At 70.5% G+C, this 16,575-nt stretch carries 16 protein-coding genes; 3 read left to right on the forward strand and 13 right to left on the reverse strand.

The window, feature by feature from the left end:
* The 3 genes from OHA25_RS49325 to OHA25_RS49335 all read right to left on the reverse strand — a co-directional run bounded on the left by OHA25_RS49325 (position 1) and on the right by OHA25_RS49335 (position 2,979).
* The gene (locus OHA25_RS49325) at positions 1–807 is read right to left on the reverse strand and encodes an ATP-binding cassette domain-containing protein (protein WP_327583765.1); all 807 of its coding nucleotides are present in this window, start codon (positions 805–807) and stop codon (positions 1–3) included.
* Entirely contained in the window at positions 804–1,862 is a 1,059-nt protein-coding gene (locus tag OHA25_RS49330; RefSeq protein WP_327583766.1) for an ABC transporter permease, read from the reverse strand. Before OHA25_RS49330 ends, OHA25_RS49325 begins: the two co-directional genes overlap by 4 nt.
* 88 nt (positions 1,863–1,950) lie before the next feature.
* A complete protein-coding gene (locus tag OHA25_RS49335) occupies positions 1,951–2,979 on the reverse strand; it encodes a substrate-binding domain-containing protein (protein ID WP_327583767.1) in 1,029 nt (342 codons plus the stop codon).
* Positions 2,980–3,325: 346 nt separating this feature from the next.
* On the opposite strand from OHA25_RS49335, the gene OHA25_RS49340 reads away from it, so the two are divergent.
* From OHA25_RS49340 to OHA25_RS49350, 3 genes are all read left to right on the forward strand, one after another.
* The gene (locus tag OHA25_RS49340; protein WP_327583768.1) at positions 3,326–4,375 is read left to right on the forward strand and encodes a LacI family DNA-binding transcriptional regulator; all 1,050 of its coding nucleotides are present in this window, start codon (positions 3,326–3,328) and stop codon (positions 4,373–4,375) included.
* A gap of 114 nt (positions 4,376–4,489) precedes the next feature.
* Positions 4,490–4,966, forward strand: a complete 477-nt coding sequence (locus OHA25_RS49345; RefSeq protein WP_327583769.1) for an SRPBCC domain-containing protein — start codon at positions 4,490–4,492, stop codon at positions 4,964–4,966.
* A complete protein-coding gene (locus OHA25_RS49350; RefSeq protein ID WP_327583770.1) occupies positions 4,966–5,331 on the forward strand; it encodes an ArsR/SmtB family transcription factor in 366 nt (121 codons plus the stop codon). The genes OHA25_RS49345 and OHA25_RS49350 overlap by 1 nt, the downstream gene beginning before the upstream one ends.
* Before the next feature lie 21 nt (positions 5,332–5,352).
* On the opposite strand, the gene OHA25_RS49355 is transcribed toward OHA25_RS49350, so the two are convergent.
* The 10 genes from OHA25_RS49355 to OHA25_RS49400 form a co-directional block, all read right to left on the reverse strand.
* Positions 5,353–6,843: a CoA-acylating methylmalonate-semialdehyde dehydrogenase gene (locus tag OHA25_RS49355; protein WP_442941977.1), complete on the reverse strand. Its 1,491-nt coding sequence runs from the start codon at positions 6,841–6,843 to the stop codon at positions 5,353–5,355.
* An 8-nt stretch (positions 6,844–6,851) separates the two neighbouring features.
* A complete protein-coding gene (locus tag OHA25_RS49360; protein ID WP_327583772.1) occupies positions 6,852–7,724 on the reverse strand; it encodes an ATP-binding cassette domain-containing protein in 873 nt (290 codons plus the stop codon).
* Positions 7,721–8,776: an ABC transporter permease gene (locus OHA25_RS49365; protein WP_327583773.1), complete on the reverse strand. Its 1,056-nt coding sequence runs from the start codon at positions 8,774–8,776 to the stop codon at positions 7,721–7,723. The genes OHA25_RS49360 and OHA25_RS49365 overlap by 4 nt, the downstream gene beginning before the upstream one ends.
* A 6-nt stretch (positions 8,777–8,782) precedes the next feature.
* Entirely contained in the window at positions 8,783–9,742 is a 960-nt protein-coding gene (locus OHA25_RS49370) for a substrate-binding domain-containing protein (RefSeq protein WP_327591158.1), read from the reverse strand.
* A 164-nt stretch (positions 9,743–9,906) separates the two neighbouring features.
* Positions 9,907–11,832, reverse strand: a complete 1,926-nt coding sequence (gene iolD / locus OHA25_RS49375) for a 3D-(3,5/4)-trihydroxycyclohexane-1,2-dione acylhydrolase (decyclizing) (protein WP_442941979.1) — start codon at positions 11,830–11,832, stop codon at positions 9,907–9,909.
* Positions 11,829–12,746: a 5-deoxy-glucuronate isomerase gene (gene iolB, locus OHA25_RS49380; RefSeq protein ID WP_327583774.1), complete on the reverse strand. Its 918-nt coding sequence runs from the start codon at positions 12,744–12,746 to the stop codon at positions 11,829–11,831. The genes iolD and iolB overlap by 4 nt, the downstream gene beginning before the upstream one ends.
* Positions 12,743–13,645, reverse strand: coding sequence for a class I fructose-bisphosphate aldolase (locus OHA25_RS49385; protein ID WP_305916076.1), 903 nt, complete (start codon positions 13,643–13,645; stop codon positions 12,743–12,745). The genes iolB and OHA25_RS49385 overlap by 4 nt, the downstream gene beginning before the upstream one ends.
* Positions 13,642–14,604 (reverse strand): 5-dehydro-2-deoxygluconokinase, encoded by a 963-nt coding sequence (gene iolC / locus OHA25_RS49390; protein ID WP_327583775.1) that lies wholly within the window; start codon positions 14,602–14,604, stop codon positions 13,642–13,644. Before iolC ends, OHA25_RS49385 begins: the two co-directional genes overlap by 4 nt.
* Entirely contained in the window at positions 14,604–15,488 is an 885-nt protein-coding gene (locus OHA25_RS49395; protein ID WP_327583776.1) for a TIM barrel protein, read from the reverse strand. The genes iolC and OHA25_RS49395 overlap by 1 nt, the downstream gene beginning before the upstream one ends.
* Complete coding sequence (locus tag OHA25_RS49400; protein WP_327583777.1) at positions 15,485–16,513, reverse strand: Gfo/Idh/MocA family protein; 1,029 nt, start codon at positions 16,511–16,513, stop codon at positions 15,485–15,487. The genes OHA25_RS49395 and OHA25_RS49400 overlap by 4 nt, the downstream gene beginning before the upstream one ends.
* Positions 16,514–16,575: the final 62 nt, after the last annotated feature.

The raw sequence follows: 16,575 nt of genomic DNA on the forward strand, positions 1-16,575 counted from the left end.
CTATCTCCCATCAGTGGTCAGGGTCTCGCGGTGGCGCCGCAGCCCGGTCTCGCCCTCGACCACGGCGGCGGTGAGCTCCTTGACGGAGGTCTGCTCGCGCGTGGTGTCGAGGATCTTGCGCCCGTGGTTCATCACGATGTGCCGGTCGCACACCTCGTACGCGTGGTGGAGGTTGTGCGTGACCAGCACGGAGCTGACGCCCTCGCCCTTGAGCCGGGTGAGGTAGGCCAGCAGGGCCTCGGTGGCCCGCACGGCCAGGGCGCTGGTGGGCTCGTCGAGGATGAGCAGGCTGCGTTTGAAGTGCACGGCGCGGGCGATCGCCACCGCCTGCTGCTGCCCGCCCGAGAGCGAGCTGACGAGCTGCCGGGGGCTCTTGATGCCCTCGATCGTCACGACGCTGTCGAGGATGTCCCCGGCGATGCGGTCCATCGCGCGCAGCTTCAGCAGGCCGAGCCGGTTGGTGAGCTCGCGGCCCATGAAGATGTTGCGGGTGATGGTGAGCGACGGGACGAGCGCCGAATCCTGGAAGATCGTCTCGATGCCGAGCCTCTCGGTGTCCTGGCGGGTCGGCGCGGTCAGCTTCTCGCCACGCCAGGCGTATTCGCCGGCGTCCGCCCGGATAACCCCCGACATGATCTTGACCAGGGTGGATTTGCCCGCGCCGTTGTCGCCGAGCAGGCCGACCACCTCGCCCTTGCGGATCTGGAAGCCGACGTCGTTGAGGACGACGTTGGGCCCGTAGCGCTTGGTGATGCCCGACAGCTCCAGGAGGACCTCGCCCTCCGGCTCGGGGCCGTTCGAGCTCATTCGGCTTTCCCTTCGATGAGGCGGTTGAAGACGGCGGCGGCGACGATGATCACGCCGATGAAGAGGTTGAGGTAGAAGCCGGGGGCGCCGGAGAGCAGCAGGATGTCCTGCAGCACGAGGATGAGCGCCGCACCGAGCACCATGCCGAGCACGCTCCCCTTGCCGCCGCGCAGCGACACGCCGCCGACCACGGCCGCGGCGATGGCCTGCAGCTCCATGCCGCGGCCGGTGCCGGGCTGGACGGACTGCGTCCGCACGGCGACGAGGATCGCGGCGAGCGCCACGCACAGCCCGAGGATGCCGAAGGCGATCAGCTTGACGCGGGCCGGGTTGATGGAGATCGCCCGGGCCGCGGACTCGTTGCCGCCGACGGCGAAGATGTGGTTGCCGAGCTTGTGGCGGTGCATGAGCACCCAGAAGAACACCCCGACCAGGACCAGCCACACGACCTGACCGCGGAAGGGGCCGATCTGCCCGGCGAAGATGGTCTGCAGGGTCTCGCCGCGCTGCATGCGCGCGGCCGAGGTGCCGTTGTAGAACAGCGCGGCGCCATCCCAGAACAACATCATGCCGAGCGTGACGATGAACGACGGGATCTTGAACCTGGCCACGATCACGCCGTTGAGCAGGGCGATGCCGATGCCCATGGCGAAGGTCACGAGGAACGCGCCGATGACGTTCCCGCTGGAGTACCAGTGGATGAACACCAGCGCGCAGAAGGTGTAGTTCATCCCCAGCGACAGGTCGAACTCGCCCGCGATCATCAGCACGCCCGCGCCGATCGCCAGGATCGCGAGGACCGGGATCGACTGGCTGAGGACGTTGAAGTTGGCCTCTGACAGGTAGGGGAAGCTGTCCGGCGCCACCAGGTAGGCGATGACGCACCCGATCTGCACCAGCACGAAGATGATGCCGATCTCGAGCGCGCCTCGGCCGCGCACCAGCCGAAGCCACCCGCCGAACGGCTCAGTACGGACTTGAGGGGTGGGGACCGCCACCGTGGGCTGATCCTGCATCGTCGGCGACGGCGCTCCGCCGCTGGTCGTGTTGCTCATGGCTGCTTGACTCTCCATGTCCGTCGCGATGGGCGACCGGTGGGGGCAGGCCCGGTGGCCCGTTCGGGCCCACCCCGGTCCGGTCGGGTCAGCGGATCGTGCCTGCCAGTTGCTCGACGACCGCGACGTTGGACTTGTCCACCAGACCGCCGCCGCCGGAGTTGATCGTGGCGGGGCTGAGGCCGAAGTCGAGCTTCAGAGCCAGTTGGGCCACGGTCTGGAAGCCCTGGATGTACGGCTGCTGGTCCGCGGCGGCGATGATGGTCCCGCTCTTGATGCCGTCGATGACCGGCTTGGACAGGTCGAAGCCGACCACCGGGACCTTGACGCCGACGTCGTTCATGGCCGCCTCGATGTTGCGGTGCGGGGTGCCGCCCAGCGGCACGATGGCCGCGACGTCCTTGTGACCGAGCAGATACTGACTCATCTTGTCCAGCGCGCCCGCGTCGTCGATGCCGGTCGCGACCGTCTCGGTCTTCGCGCCGATGGCGTCGAGGGCCTTCTGGACCCCGGCGTTGCGCTGGATGGCGTACACCTGGTCGGGGAACTCGACCGGGGTGAACACCTTGGCTCCCTGCGGCAGCTTCGCTTCGGCGATCAGGCGCTGGCCGAGCAGGAAGCCCGCGTCCTCGAAGTTCTGGCCGACGAAGCCCGAGGTGCACGCGGCGACGTCGCCTTCCTGCGTGATGTTGTACGCGAGCACCGCGATGCCGGCCTTGGAGGCGGCGCAGACGTTCTCGGTGTAGCGCTTCGGGTCGTCGATCACCACGGCGATGGCGGCGGGCTTGTCCGCGACGGCGCTGCCGATCAGGTCGTTGTACTTGCCCGGGTCGCCCTGGCTCGTCTGCAGGTTGAGCTCGACGTTGAACAGTTTGGCCGCGTCCTTGGCGCCCTGCGAGATGGTGCCCCAGAAGGAGTCCCCCGGATCCTGGGAGAGCAGGAACGTGATCTTACGGTTCTGGGCCCGGCTGCCGAGCCCGGACTGCAGCCCCGCCCCCGAGGCGGCCGCGGCGGGCTCTGTGGACGGTGCGCTCGAACCGGCGCCGGCATCGCTCGAGGCGTTCGAGCAGCCGACGAGGGCGAGCACGAGAAGGGGCGCGGAAACTAGAGCGCGCAAGTTGATGACATGCCGACGACGGGGTCTGCGAATGGAGTACGGCACTTTGGTTCTACCTCTCCCGGGGAGCGGCCACGGCCTTGTGGATCAGGGGGACATCGAGAGGTTGCGGGGGCCGTGCTGAGACTCGCAACGGCTCCTTAACGCGTCAGCCGGCACCGTGTGTCGGCTGCGATTCCCCGATGTAACCGGCACATGAAGCACCTTGTCAATAGGGTGTCTTGACATTCTTTTGTCTTTACAAAGACCCTGGCGCTACTAGCGCGCTCTAGTTCCTGTTACTATGAGCGCGGTCACACCGGATGTCAACGGCTTGCGACGAGCTGCGCACATCAGGAAAGGGTTGATGGTGGAGCGGGCCCCGGAATCCGAGCCGTCCAAGACGAGAGCATCGGCGCGGGCCAAGCGCCCCACGATGGCGGATGTCGCCGCGCGGGTAGGCGTGTCACGGGCGCTGGTCTCGCTCGTGTTCCGCAACGAGCCGGGGGCGAGCAAGGAGACACGCAACCGCGTGCTCCGCGCCGCCGACGAGCTCGGCTACCGCCCGGACAACGCGGCGCGGCTGCTCGCCCGCAACCGCAGCATGGTCCTCGGCGTGATGATCAACATCCGCAACGCCTTCCACGCCGACCTCGTCGAAGCGATCTACGCCGAGGCCGAACGGCTCGGTTACGAGGTCCTGCTCAGCGCGCTCGGCCCCGCGCGGGACGAGCGGAAGGTCGTGGAAGCCCTGCTGGGCCACCGCTGCGAGGCGTTGATCCTGCTCGGCCCGAACGCCGAGACCGGCTATCTCGCCGAGCTGGGGGCGCACACCCCCACCGTGGTCGTGGGACGGCGCGTCCCGGCCAACGGCGTCGACACCGTCCACACCGCGGAGAACAAGGGCATGCGACAGGCCATGGACCATCTGGTCGGCCTCGGCCACCGCGCCATCGTCCACATCGACGGCGGCGACGGGCCCGGCTCCGCCGAACGCCGCCGCGCCTACCGCGCCGCCATGCGCGACCACGGGCTGCAGGACGAGATCCGGATCCTGCCCGGAGATCACACCGAGGAGTCCGGCGAGACGGCCGGCGAGACCTTGCTGCACGACGACCGGTTGCCGACCGCCGTGCTGGCCGGCAACGACCGGTGCGCCATGGGGCTCATGCACGCGCTCAGCCGCGCGGGGGTGGGCATCCCGCGGGACATCTCGGTGGTCGGCTACGACGACAGCCACATGGCGCACCTGTCCCACATCAACCTCACCACCGTGCGCCAGGACGCGGAGCAGATGGCCCAGCTCGCGGTGCGCTCGGCGGTGGAGCGCCTGGACGACCACCGGCTGCCCTCCCGCGAGCTCATCCTCGACGCCCGGCTCGTCGTCCGCGGCACCACGGCGCCACCGCGACCGTGACCTGATCATCGGGTCGGCCGTCACCATGACACGCAACCAGAGGTTGCGCGTTCCAGGAGCGCCTGCTAGCGTGAACGCGCAACCAACGGTTGCACATGAGACGGAAGGATCGTCATGATTCCGAGCATCGAACAAGAAATCCTGATCGAGGCGCCGGTCGACGTGGTCTGGGGCGCGGTGACGGAGCCGGACCAGATCAGCAGCTGGTTCACCAACGCCGCCGTCATCGACGTACGGGAGGGCGGCAAGGGCGCGCTCACCTGGACCGACCGGGCAGCCATCGACATCACCGAACCGGTCACCGCCGAGATCACCGTGGTGACCCTCGATCGGCCTCGCCTGTTCTCCTTCCGCTGGGCCTACCCGGAGGGTGCCGTGCCGCGCGAGGGCAACTCCGTGCTCGTGGAGTTCACGCTCACCCCAGAGGGCGAGAGCACCCGCTTGCGGGTCACCGAGAGCGGCCTCAGCGAGATCGACTGGACCGAGGAGCAGAAGGCCACCTACACGCAGGAGCACACCCACGGCTGGAGCAAGCACCTCGCCGACCTGGTGGCGTACGCTTCCGTGAAGGACCGGGCAGCAGTGAAGTGATGAACCCCGAAGACGAGGAGCTCCTGGCGGCGGTCACCGAACCGAGCCGTCGCCGGCTTCTTGACGTCCTGCTGGCCCTCGGCGAGGCGACGCCCACCGCCCTCGCCGCCGAGCTGCCCTTCACCCGTCAGGCGGTCGCCAAGCACCTGGCGGTCCTCGACCGCGCCGGGCTCGTCGAGGCTCGGCGGGACGGCCGCGAAGTGCGCTACTCCGTTCGCCCGGAACGGCTCGACGCGGCCGTCCGGGCGATGGCGGACGTCGCGGCACGGTGGGACGCCCGGCTGCAAAGGATCAAGCAGATCGCCGAGTCCGCCCACCGCGAGACACGAGGCGGCGAGGCCGCCCGGGCTACGCGCCGGCATTGACGCCGCACCCGCGGCTGGTCGTCAGTCGTTCTGTGGGAAGCCGAGGTTGAGGCCGCCGTGGCTGGGGTCGAGCCAGCGCGAGGTGACGACCTTGCCGCGGGTGAAGAAGTGCACGCCCTCGGTCCCGTGCGCGTGGGTGTCGCCGAACAGGCTGCTCTTCCAGCCGCCGAAGGAGTAGTACGCCACCGGCACCGGGATCGGCACGTTGATGCCCACCATGCCCACCTCCACCTCGTTCTGGAAGCGCCGCGCCGCCCCTCCGTCGTTGGTGAAGATGGCCGTGCCGTTGCCGTACGGGTTGGCGTTGATGAGGGCGAGCCCTTCGTCGTAGGACTGCACCCGGACGACGGACAGCACAGGCCCGAAGATCTCGTCACGGTAGATGGACATGTCCGGCGTGACGTGGTCGAACAGGGTGGGGCCGAGCCAGAAGCCATCCTGGCCGCCGTCGAAGTCCCCCTCCCGGCCGTCGACGACGAGAGCCGCCCCCTCCGCGGCTCCCGCCTCGACGTAGCCGGCCACCTTGTCGCGGTGCTGGCCGGTGACCAGCGGGCCCATGTCGCAGCCGCGGGTGCCGTCACCGGTACGCAGCTTGCCCATGCGCTCCTTGATCTTCTCGACGAGGTCGTCGGCGACGGTGTCGACCGCGACGAGCGCCGAGATCGCCATGCACCGCTCCCCCGCCGAGCCGAAGCCGGCGTTGACCGCGGCGTCGGCGACCAGGTCGAGGTCGGCGTCCGGCAGGACGAGCATGTGGTTCTTGGCGCCGCCCAGCGCCTGGACCCGCTTGCCGTGTGCGGTGCCGGTCTCGTAGACGTACCTGGCGATCGGGGTGGAGCCGACGAAGGAGATCCCCCGCACGTCGGGGTGGGTGAGCAGCGCGTCCACGGCCTCCTTATCGCCGTGCACGACGTTCATGATCCCGTCGGGCAGGCCGGCCTCGGTCCACAGGCGGGCCACGGCGAGGGCCGCCGAGGGGTCCTTTTCGCTGGGCTTGAGGATCACCGCGTTGCCGCAGGCGATGGCGACCGGGATGAACCACAGCGGCACCATGGCCGGGAAGTTGAACGGCGAGATCACGGCCACGACGCCGAGCGGCTGCCGGAGGGAGTAGACGTCGACCTTGGTGGAGGCGTTCTCGCTGAACCCGCCCTTGAGCAGGTGCGGGATGCCGCAGGCGAACTCGGCGACCTCCAGGCCCCGGGTGACCTCGCCGAGCGCGTCGTCGAGGACCTTGCCGTGCTCGGCGGTGATCAGCGCGGCGATCTCGTGCTTGCGCGCGTTCAGCAGCTCGCGGAAGGCGAAGAGCACCTGGGCGCGCTTGGCGAGCGAGGTGCCCGCCCAGCCGAACCACGCCGCCCGAGCCGTCTCGACGGCCTGGCCGACGAGCGAGGCGGAGGCGAAGTCGACGCGGCCGGTGACGGCGCCGGTCGCAGGGTTGTGCACGTCGCCGGTGCGCTCGGAAGTGCCCTCCCAGGAGCGGCCGCCGATGAGGTGGGTGATGCGGGTCAACGTACTCATCATCCTTCCGGATCTGTGACGCCCACGCGCTCGCCGGGGCCGAGGTCGGGCGCCTCCACGTCCCCGTGCTGCACCGCGGCGGGTGCGGCGACCTTGCCCGGCTCCGCTTCGCGCAGCTCATGGCTGAGCTCCTGGAGCTCCTGTCCGCCGGCCATCTCGGCGGTCAGCTGCTCCAGGGTCAGGTCGTCGCGGTGCGCGTCGAGCACGACGCGGCCCAGCTTGAGAACCACGAAGTGGTTGCCGACGAGGTAGGCGTGGTGGGGGTTGTGCGTGATGAAGATGACGCCGAGGCCGGCGTCACGGGCTTTGACGATGTATTTCAGGACGACGCCGGACTGCTTGACGCCGAGGGCGGCGGTCGGCTCGTCCAGGATGATCACCCTTGCGCCGAAATAGATGGCCCGCGCGATCGCGATGCACTGGCGCTGGCCGCCGGAGAGCCCGCCCACCGGCCGGTCAAGATCGGGGATGACCACGCCCATCTTGGCCAGCTCGTCGTGGCAGATCTGCTTCATGCGCTCGATGTCCAGGACGCGGAGGAGCCCGGTGCGGATCTCGTTGCCGAGGAAGAAGTTGCGCCACACCGACATCAGCGGCGCGAGCGCGAGGTCCTGGTACACCGTGGCGATGCCGCCGGTCTGGGCCTCGCGCGGGGAGCCGAACGTACAGGCCTCCCCGTCGACCTTCATGACCCCTTCGCTGTGGTCGTGCAGCCCAGAGATGATCTTGATGAGGGTCGACTTTCCCGCGCCGTTGTCACCGAGCACGCAGGTGACCTCACCCTGGCGGACCCGCAGGCTGCACCCGCGCAGCGCGTGGACGTTGCCGTAGCTCTTGCCGACGTCCTCGAGCTCGAGGATCGGAGCGCTCATCGAAGGTCCGCCTTCCTCTTGACGTACACGTTCACGATGGTCGCCAGCAGCAGCATCACGCCGAGGAACGCCTTGAACCAGTCGGGGTTCCACCCGGCGTAGTTGATGCCCAGCTGGGTCATCCCGAAGATCAGCGCGCCGATCGAGGCGCCGACCACCGATCCGTAGCCGCCGGTGAGCAGGCAGCCGCCGATCACCGCGGCGATGATGAAGATGAACTCCTTGCCGACGCCCTCGCCCGACTGGACCGTGTTGAACTGGAACAGCAGGTGCATGCCGGACAGCCAGGCGCAGAACCCGACGGCCATGAACAGGCCGATCTTCGTCGCGCGTACGGGGACGCCGATCGCCCGCGCGGCCGCGGAGTCCCCGCCCACCGCGAAGATCCAGTTGCCTGCCTGCCTGCGCAGCAGGATGTGCGCCGCGACGACGGTCAGCACGACCCAGTACAGCACGGTGACCTTCAGCGTGACCGGGCCGAGCGCGATCTCGGACCCGAACACCGCCTGCGCGCCGGCGAAGCCGTCCATGTCGCTGATGTCGGCCGTGGCGACGTTGCCGGTCAGCAGCCGCGTGACGCCGAGGTTGACGCCCTGCAGGACGAAGAACGTGCCCAGCGTGACGAGGAAGCTCGGCAGGCCGGTTTTGAACAACAGCCAGCCGTTGAACGCGCCGACGCCCAGGGACAGGGCCAGCGCCAGGATGACGCCCACCCACACGTTGAGGCCGAAGTTCCAGGCGAGCAGCGACGCCGACAGCCCGGCGGTGGTCACCGCGACGCCCGCGGACAGGTCGAACTCGCCGCCGATCATGAGGAGCGCCACGGGGACGGCCATGATGCCGATGGTGGAGGCGCCGTAGAGGATCGTGCCGATGTTGGCGACGTTCCGGAACGGTACCGCCACGATCATGAAGAGCGCGAAGATCACGATCGCGCCGACGAGGGAGCCGACCTCGGGCCGTCTCAGCATCCGTACCGCGAGCGAACGGGTGGCGACCCGGTCGTCCAGGGTCGCCTCCGCTCTGCCCGGCTCTGTTGCCGCAGCAGTCATGTCACCTCACCTCGTGCCGCCCGCGGCGAACTGCTCCACCGCGGTGACATTGGTCTTGTCGATGAACGCCGGTCCGGTCAGGGTCGCCTGGCCGCCGCCGATGACGTTGCCGTTGGTCTTGTAGAGCCACAGGCTGTCCACCGCGAGGTAGCCCTGCAGGAAGGGCTGCTGGTCGACCGCCCACTCCACCTGGCCGTTCTTGATGGCGGTCACGAGCTCCTTGTTGGTGTCGAAGGTGACGACCTTGGCCGAGCTGCTGGCGTCCTTGATGGACTTCGCCGCCGTCAGCGCGAACGGCGCGCCGAGGGTCAGCACCCGGTCGATGCTGGAGTCCTGCTGCAGCTTGGAGGTGATGGCCGCCTGCACGCTCGGCATGTCGGTGCCGGTGACGTAGATCTTCTCGGTGTCGGGGAAGGCCGACTTGGTGCCGTCGCAGCGGGCTTCGAGGCCGACGTGGCCCTGCTCCTGGATGACGCACAGCGCCTTCTTGGCGCCGTCGGTCTTCAGCCGCGCGCCGGCCGCCTCACCGGCGATCTTCTCGTCCTGGCCGAAGTATTCGAGCACGCCCATGCTCTTCCACTGGTCGATGCCGCCGTTGAGGGCGACGACCGGGATGCCGCCCGCCAGGGCCTTCTCCACGTTGGCCTTCATGGCGTCGGGCTTGGCCAGGGTGACCGCGATGCCGTCGACCTTCTTGTCGATGGCCGTCTGGACGAGGTTGGCCTGGTTCGCGCCGTCCGGATCCGACTGGTACTCCAGTTTGATGTTGCCCTTGGCCGCCGCGGCCTCGGCGCCCTTGCGCACCAGGTCCCAGAAGGTGTCACCGGGAGCCGCGTGCGTGATGAAGGCGACCGTCATCGTCGGCGCGCCCGAGGCGGAGGCGGGCGCGGACGCCGCTTCGGTGCTCTGCTTGCCTCCGCTGGAACTGCACGCCGCCAACGCGAGCGCCATCATGCCGCTGGTCATCAGCACGGCGATTCTTGAAGTACGGGCCACTTCTGTCTGCCTTTCAGTCTCCGCACCCTGGAGGGGGGCGGATCGGGGGTGGTTCGGTGCTCTTCGGGTGTCATCCCGCCGCCGACGCGGTGCGCGCAGGCGGTCTCGTCCCCGCACCCCCCAGTGCGGGATCGTCAGTGGGGCAGGCCGCCTACGTGCGGGCGCTGCGCGGCCTTGTTCGCCGTGTACTCCTCATAGGCACGGCGCGTGGTGTCGAGCTCGCTGACCTGGCTGACCGGCACGTCCCACCAGGACTCGCTGTCCGGGGCATGCACCGTCGGGTCGGTCTCCACGTGGATGACGACCGGGCCGCCGTCGGCCGGCGCGGATTTGGCGTCCTTGATCGCCTGGACGAGGCCCTCGCGGTCGCGTACCTCGATCACGGTGGCGCCGAGGCTGCGGGCGTTGGCGGCCAGGTCGATCGGCAGCCGGTCCCCGTCGAGCCGGCCGGAGGCCTGGTCGCGGAAGCGGTAGCTCGTGCCGAACCGCTGGGATCCGAGCGCTTCGGACAGCGAGCCGATGGAGTGGAAGCCGTGGTTCTGGACCAGCACCAGGATGACCTTGACGTGCTCCTGGACGGCGGTGACCAGCTCGGTCGGCATCATCAGGTACGAGCCGTCGCCCACCATGACGAAGACGTCCCGGTCCGGGTCGGCCAGCCGGACGCCGATGCCGCCGGGGATCTCGTAGCCCATGCACGAGTAGCCGTACTCGACGTGGTAGGCCTTGCGCTCGCGCACCCGCCACAGTTTGTGCAGGTCGCCCGGCATGGATCCGGCCGCGCACACGACGACGTCCCGCGGGTCGGACAGCTCGTTGACGCAGCCGAGCACGGTGCCCTGAGTGAGCACGCCATCGGCCAGCGCGTCGGTGACCTCCGCCGGCGGGTTGTAGGCGGTTTCCACCCGCGCGTCCCACTCGCTCCACAACGTGGCCTGACGCTCGCGGTAATCCAGGTCCACCCGGTATCCGGCCAGCGCTTGACCGAGCGCGGTCAGCGCCTCCCGGGCGTCGGCCACCACCGACAGGCCCGCGAGCTTGCCGGCGTCGAAGCGGGCGACGTTGATGTTGACGAAGCGCACGTCCGGGTTCTGGAAGGCGGTGCGCGAGGCGGTGGTGAAGTCGCTGTAGCGGGTGCCGATCCCGATCACCAGGTCGGCCTCCCCGGCCAGGGCGTTGGCGGCGGTGGTCCCGGTCGAGCCGACGGCGCCCATCGCCTGCGGGTGCCCGTGCGGCAGCGAGCCCTTGCCGGCCTGGCTCTCGCCGACCGGAATGCCGGTCGCCTCACAGAACGCGCGCAGTGCGTCCTCGGCGCCGGAGTAGTGCACCCCGCCGCCGGCCACGATGAACGGCCTGCGGGCCGCGGAGATGAGCGCCGCGGCGTCGGCGAGGTCGGCGGCCTCCGGCAGGGGCCTGCCCACGCGCCAGACGCGCCGCTCGAACAGCTCCACCGGCCAGTCGAAGGCCTCGGCCTGCACGTCCTGCGGCAGCGCGATCGTCACCGCGCCGGTCTCGACCGGGTCGGTCAGCACGCGCATGGCGGCCAGCAGCGCCGAGGGCAGCTGCTCCGGCCGGTTGATCCGGTCGAAGAAGCGCGACAGCGGGCGGAAGGCGTCGTTGACGGTGACGTCCGCGGCGTACGGCACCTCCAGCTCCTGCAGCACCGGCCCCGCCACCCGGGTGGCGAAGGTGCCCGAGGGCAGCAGCAGCACGGGGATCCGGTTGACGGTGGCCAGCGCGGCCCCGGTGAGCATGTTGGTCGAGCCGGGCCCGACGGAGGCCGTGCAGGCCCAGGTCTGCAGGCGGTCCTTGTGGCGCGCGTAGGCGACGGCCGTGTGCACCATGGCCTGCTCGTTACGGGCCAGCACGTACGGCAACCGGTCCGGCCCGCCGGCCAGCTCGTCCTGCAGCAGCGCCTGGCCGAGCCCGGCAACGTTGCCGTGGCCGAAGATCCCGAAACAGCCGGCGAATAGCCGCTGACGGTGGCCGTCGCGCTCGCTCCACTGGGCGGCCAGGAAACGCACGACGGCCTGGCTCACCGTCAAGCGCATGGTGGTCATCGAGGTCCTCCCATCGGCAGGCGGGGATCGACGGCTTGGTCGGCCCAGGTCGCGCGCACCCAGCCGTGGGCGGGGTCGTCGCAGATCAGCCAGGCGCGGGTGGCGCCGGGGCCGGCCATCACGTTGAGGTAGTAGAGGTCGTAGCCGGGCGGCGCCATGGCGGGACCGTGCCAGCCGTGGGGCACGAGGACGACGTCGCCGGTGCGGACCTCGGCGAGCACGTCGATCGGGCGTTCGGCGGTGCCGTAGACGCGCTGGTAGCCGACGGGGTCCGCGCCTTCGGGGGCGCCCGGCTCGGCCTGCACCTCGAAGTAGTAGATCTCCTCGAGCTCGGTCTCCACGCCGTCGCGCTCCTCGTCGTGCTTGTGCGGCGGGTACGAGCTCCAGTTACCGGCGGGCGTGATCACCTCGCAGGCGATGATCGAGTCGGCGTCGAGCACCTGCGGCACCCCGAAGTTGCGCACCTCGCGCGAGGCCGTCCCGGCGCCGCGCAGCTCGACAGGCACTTCGGCCGCGACCACGTGCCGGAACGGCGGCGGCTCGGCGCGCTTACCCGCCTTCGCGCCACACAGGGCGATCTTGCTCTCGCGGTCACCGGCGCTGATCGTGAGCCTGGCGCCCCTCGGGACGTAGGCGACGTCGGTGGGACCGGCGAACACGCTGTCGCGCCCGGCGAGCCGGGCCTTGTGGTGCTGCCCGTCGCGGTCGACGGCCGTGACGTCCGCACCGCCGCGCAAGGGGACCACGATGATCTCGCTGTCGCCGGTGTCCAGCTCCACCCGCGCGAACGGCGCCAGGGTGACCACGCGCAGGCTCGTGTGCGCCCACCCGGGCGCGGCGTCGGTGACCGACACCTCGAAGCCGCCCTCGCCGGCCGTGCCGAACGGCAGCACCCACCGCGCGTTGTCGTTCATGAGGCACCTCCATGGACGAGCCCGGAGGCGATGTCCACCGCGGCGGCCACATCCCCGTCGGGCGGGAACAGCAGCGCCCGCCCGACCACCAGGCCCCGCACGGCGGGCAGGTCAAGCGCCTGCCGCCAGGAGGCGTAGGTCTCGTCGGGATGACCGGTCGGGTCGCCGCCCAGCAGCAGGGTCGGCAGCGTGGTGGCGTCCATGACGCGTTCCAGGTCCTCGACGACGGGCAGCTTCAGCCAGGTGTGCCGGCTGGTGGCGCCGAGCGCGGCGGCGATGTGGATGGAGGTGATGGTGGAGTCGGGATCGAGCAGGTTGCGCACCCGGCCGTCCGCTCCCCGCACCGACAGGAACGGCTCCACCATCGCCATGACGCCGTGCCCCGCCAGCTCGGTGACCGCTCGGCCGCTCGCCTCCAGCATGGTCACCGTGCCCGGATCCTCCAGACAGATCCGGTTGAGCATCTTGCCGCCCTCCAGACCGCGGGCGACGATCTCGTCAGCGGTGTAGGCGGTGAAGCGGTCGTCCAGCTCGAAGACGGCGCCCTGCAGGCCGCCCCGGTTCATGGACCCGATCGCGACCTTGTCCTCCAGCGCCCCCATCAGCAGCAGATCGTCCAGGATGTCGGGGGTGCCGAGCACACCGTCCACGCCGGGGCGCGACAGCGCGATCGCCAGGCGTTCCAGCAGGTTGCTGCGCGAGGCCATCGCCATGCGGTCCGCACGCACGCCGAGCGCGCCGCGGGCCGGATGGTCGGCGGCCACGATCAGCAGCCTGCCGTCCGCGCCCACCAGGTCACGCCGCTTGCGGGCGGCCCATCCTTCGGTGATCCGCCACGGCTGGCGTACCCGGATCTCGGTCAGCTCGGCGATGCCGGGCCGGCTGGAGATGTGGGTCATCGTCCGCTCTCCTCTCCCTGCGGGGCCTCTCCCAGCAGGGCCTCCACCTCGGCTTCGTACGGCATGGCGCTGGAGCACTCGAGACGGCCGGCGACGATGGCGCCGGCCACGTTCGCAAAGCGCAGGACGCGGGTCAGGTCCCAGCCGCTGAGCAGGCCGTGGACGAGAGCACCGCCGAAGGCGTCGCCGGCGCCGAGGCCGTTGACGACGCTCACGGGGAAGGGCGGCACCTCGACGCGCTCGTCCGCGGTCGCGGCGAGCACGCCCTTGGGGCCCTGTTTCACGATCGCGAGCTCCACACCCCGCTCCAGCAGGGCGGACGCCGCCCGCTGCGGGTCGGTCTCGCCGACCGCGACCTCGCACTCCTCCCGGTTGCCGACCGCGACCGTGACGTGCTGGAGCGCCTTGCCCACCAACGCGGCGGCCTCGCCGGGGTCGGGCCAGAACATGGGCCGGTAGTCGAGGTCGAGCACGGTGTGCGGGCGGCGGCCGCGAGCCTGCCAGGCGGCGAAGTGCGCCGCGCGCGACGGCTCCTGCGACAGGCCGGTGACGGTGGCCCAGAAGACGCCCGCCTCGCGCACGGCCTCCACCGGGATCTCGTCCGGCTCGATGAGCAGGTCGGGGGCGGTCGGATACCGGTAGAAGTACAGCGGGAAGTGGTCGGGAGGGAAGATCTCGCAGAACGTGACCGGCGTCGGCGGGCCGTCGACCTCGCCGGCGTAGGAGTCGTCGACGCCGAAGTCACGCAGCGCCCGGCGGACGTAGCGGCCGAACGGGTCGCGGCCGGTCCGCGTGATGATCGTGGCGCGGCGGCCGTAGCGGGCCGCGGCCACCGCGACGTTGGTCGCGCTGCCGCCGAGGAACTTGGCGAACCGCTCCACGTCCTCCAGGCCGACGCCGTGGTCGAGCGGGTAGATGTCCACTCCGCACCGGCCCATGGCCACCAGGTCGTACGCCATCACGCCCCCGCCACGGCGAGGAGGTGCTGGATGCTCGCCCGGACGTCCGCGGCCGGGTCCGCGCCCGCGTCGCCCTCGGCCAGGATGGTGTCCTGCTCCAAGACGTACCAGCCGGTGTAGCCGTGGCCCTCCAGGGCGGAGACGATGGCCGCGATGTCGACGTCGCCCTTGCCGAGCGGGACGTACATGCCGCCGGCCACGGCGGCGGTGTAGGACTCCTCGCCGGCCTGCACGCGCCGCGCCCAGTCGAGCCGGACGTCCTTGAGATGCACGTGAGCGATCCGCCCTGGGTGCTCGCGAGCGATCGCGACCGGGTCGCCGCCACCGATCAGCAGGTGCCCGGTGTCCAGGCACAGGCCGACGCGGCTGCCGTCGAGCACCCGTGCCGTCTCCGCCCCGCTTTCGACCATCGTGCCGACGTGCGGGTGGAGGGTGGCCACCAGGCCGCGGGCGGCGGCGGCCTCGGTGATGCGGTCGAGGTTGCCCAGCAGGGTCGCCCAGCCGGGCTCGTCGAGGACCGGCCGGTCGTCGTAGCCGTCCTGCCCGGTGGCGGCGGCCAGGACGACGGTCGACGCCCCTGCGGCGACCAGGCCCTCCATCGCGCGCTCGACCTCGGGGAGAGGATCGTGCTCCGGATCGTGCAGGACGACCGGGACGAACTGCCCGACCGCCTTCAGGTCGTACCCGGCCAGGGTCGCGGCCTTGGCCTGCGGGTCGTCGGGCAGGAAGCCGTCGGGGCCGAACTCGGTGGCGGCCAGGCCGAGCGCGCGCATCTGGCTCAGCACGGTCTCAGGTTCCAGCTGGTGGCCCCAGCCAGGGACCTCGCAGACTCCCCAGGAGATCGGTGCGCCGGCGACGCGGCCGGCGACGGGTGTGGTCGTCATGGCGTGTCAATACCCTCGATCTCGGAGCCCTCGATTTCGGACAGGGCGACGGGTCTGCGCTCGGCCCTGGACAGCTCGCACGCCTCGGCGATGCGGAAGGCCTCGAGCGCGTCCCGTACGGTGCAGGGCGAGGGCCGCTCGCCGCGGGCGACGTCGGCGAAGGCGGTGAGCTCGGCCTGGTAGGCGGGCAGGAAACGCTCCATGAACGACCACTTCTGCGGGCCGCGCGGGAAGTCGACGCCCTCCTCCGCCGAGCGCATCGCCAGCGAGTGGTCCAGGCCGACGGCGATCGTGCCCTTCTCGCCGTGGACCTCCATGCGCACGTCGTGGCCGCCGCCGTTGTAGCGGGTCGAGGAGATCAGCACGATCGTGCCGTCGTCCAGGGTCAGCAGCGCGCCTCCGGTGTCGACGTCGCCGGCCTCGGCGAAGAAGTCCGCGCCCTTGTTGCCGCCGGTGGCGTAGACCGTGGCCACCTCGCGGCCGCTGACGAACCGCAGGATGTCGAAGTCGTGCACGTTGCAGTCGCGGAAGATGCCGCCGGAGGTCGGGATGTAGGACGCGTGCGGCGGAGCCTGGTCGTGGGTGCCGGCCCGGATGGTGTGGACGAATCCGAGCTCGCCGGAGGCCACCGCGGCCTGCGCGCGCCGATATCCGGCGTCGAAGCGGCGCTGGAAGCCGACGTGCACCGGCACTCCGGTCGCGGCGACGAGCTCGGCCAGCTCGATGGTCTCCTTCAAGGTGGCGGCCACGGGCTTCTCGCAGAAGGCCGGCACCCCGGCGGCGATGGCCTGGCGCAGCAGCGGCGCGTGCCCCGGCGTGGCGGTGGCGATCACGAATCCGTCGACGCCCGAGGCCAGCAGCGCCTCGGCGTCCGGGGCCACGTCGAGGCCGAGCTCGGCTGCGACGCGCTCGGCGGCCCCGGTGTCGGCGTCCGTCACGACCAGCTCGTCGACGTAGTCGAGAGCGGCCAGAGTCTTGGCGTGGAAGGCGCCTATCCTTCCGACGCCCGCGAGCCCGATGCGCATGCGCGTCCTGTCCATTCACGTCGTTGGGTCGTCACTCGCCCTACCCCAGGCCTGGTCAGGCC

Source organism: Nonomuraea sp. NBC_00507, assembly GCF_036013525.1.
Lineage (GTDB): Bacteria > Actinomycetota > Actinomycetes > Streptosporangiales > Streptosporangiaceae > Nonomuraea.

Bases quoted from the DNA above. Each gene is read 5' to 3' on its own strand.
- OHA25_RS49340 (WP_327583768.1), top strand. From the start codon at position 3,326: ATGGTGGAGCGGGCCCCGGAATCCGAGCCGTCCAAGACGAGAGCATCG.
- OHA25_RS49325 (WP_327583765.1), bottom strand. From the start codon at position 807: ATGAGCTCGAACGGCCCCGAGCCGGAGGGCGAGGTCCTCCTGGAGCTG.
- OHA25_RS49365 (WP_327583773.1), bottom strand. From the start codon at position 8,776: ATGACTGCTGCGGCAACAGAGCCGGGCAGAGCGGAGGCGACCCTGGAC.
- OHA25_RS49345 (WP_327583769.1), top strand. From the start codon at position 4,490: ATGATTCCGAGCATCGAACAAGAAATCCTGATCGAGGCGCCGGTCGAC.
- iolB (WP_327583774.1), bottom strand. From the start codon at position 12,746: ATGAACGACAACGCGCGGTGGGTGCTGCCGTTCGGCACGGCCGGCGAG.
- OHA25_RS49360 (WP_327583772.1), bottom strand. From the start codon at position 7,724: ATGAGCGCTCCGATCCTCGAGCTCGAGGACGTCGGCAAGAGCTACGGC.
- OHA25_RS49395 (WP_327583776.1), bottom strand. From the start codon at position 15,488: ATGACGACCACACCCGTCGCCGGCCGCGTCGCCGGCGCACCGATCTCC.
- iolC (WP_327583775.1), bottom strand. From the start codon at position 14,604: ATGGCGTACGACCTGGTGGCCATGGGCCGGTGCGGAGTGGACATCTAC.
- OHA25_RS49400 (WP_327583777.1), bottom strand. From the start codon at position 16,513: ATGCGCATCGGGCTCGCGGGCGTCGGAAGGATAGGCGCCTTCCACGCC.
- OHA25_RS49385 (WP_305916076.1), bottom strand. From the start codon at position 13,645: ATGACCCACATCTCCAGCCGGCCCGGCATCGCCGAGCTGACCGAGATC.
- OHA25_RS49330 (WP_327583766.1), bottom strand. From the start codon at position 1,862: ATGAGCAACACGACCAGCGGCGGAGCGCCGTCGCCGACGATGCAGGAT.
- OHA25_RS49350 (WP_327583770.1), top strand. From the start codon at position 4,966: ATGAACCCCGAAGACGAGGAGCTCCTGGCGGCGGTCACCGAACCGAGC.
- iolD (WP_442941979.1), bottom strand. From the start codon at position 11,832: ATGACCACCATGCGCTTGACGGTGAGCCAGGCCGTCGTGCGTTTCCTG.
- OHA25_RS49370 (WP_327591158.1), bottom strand. From the start codon at position 9,742: ATGACCAGCGGCATGATGGCGCTCGCGTTGGCGGCGTGCAGTTCCAGC.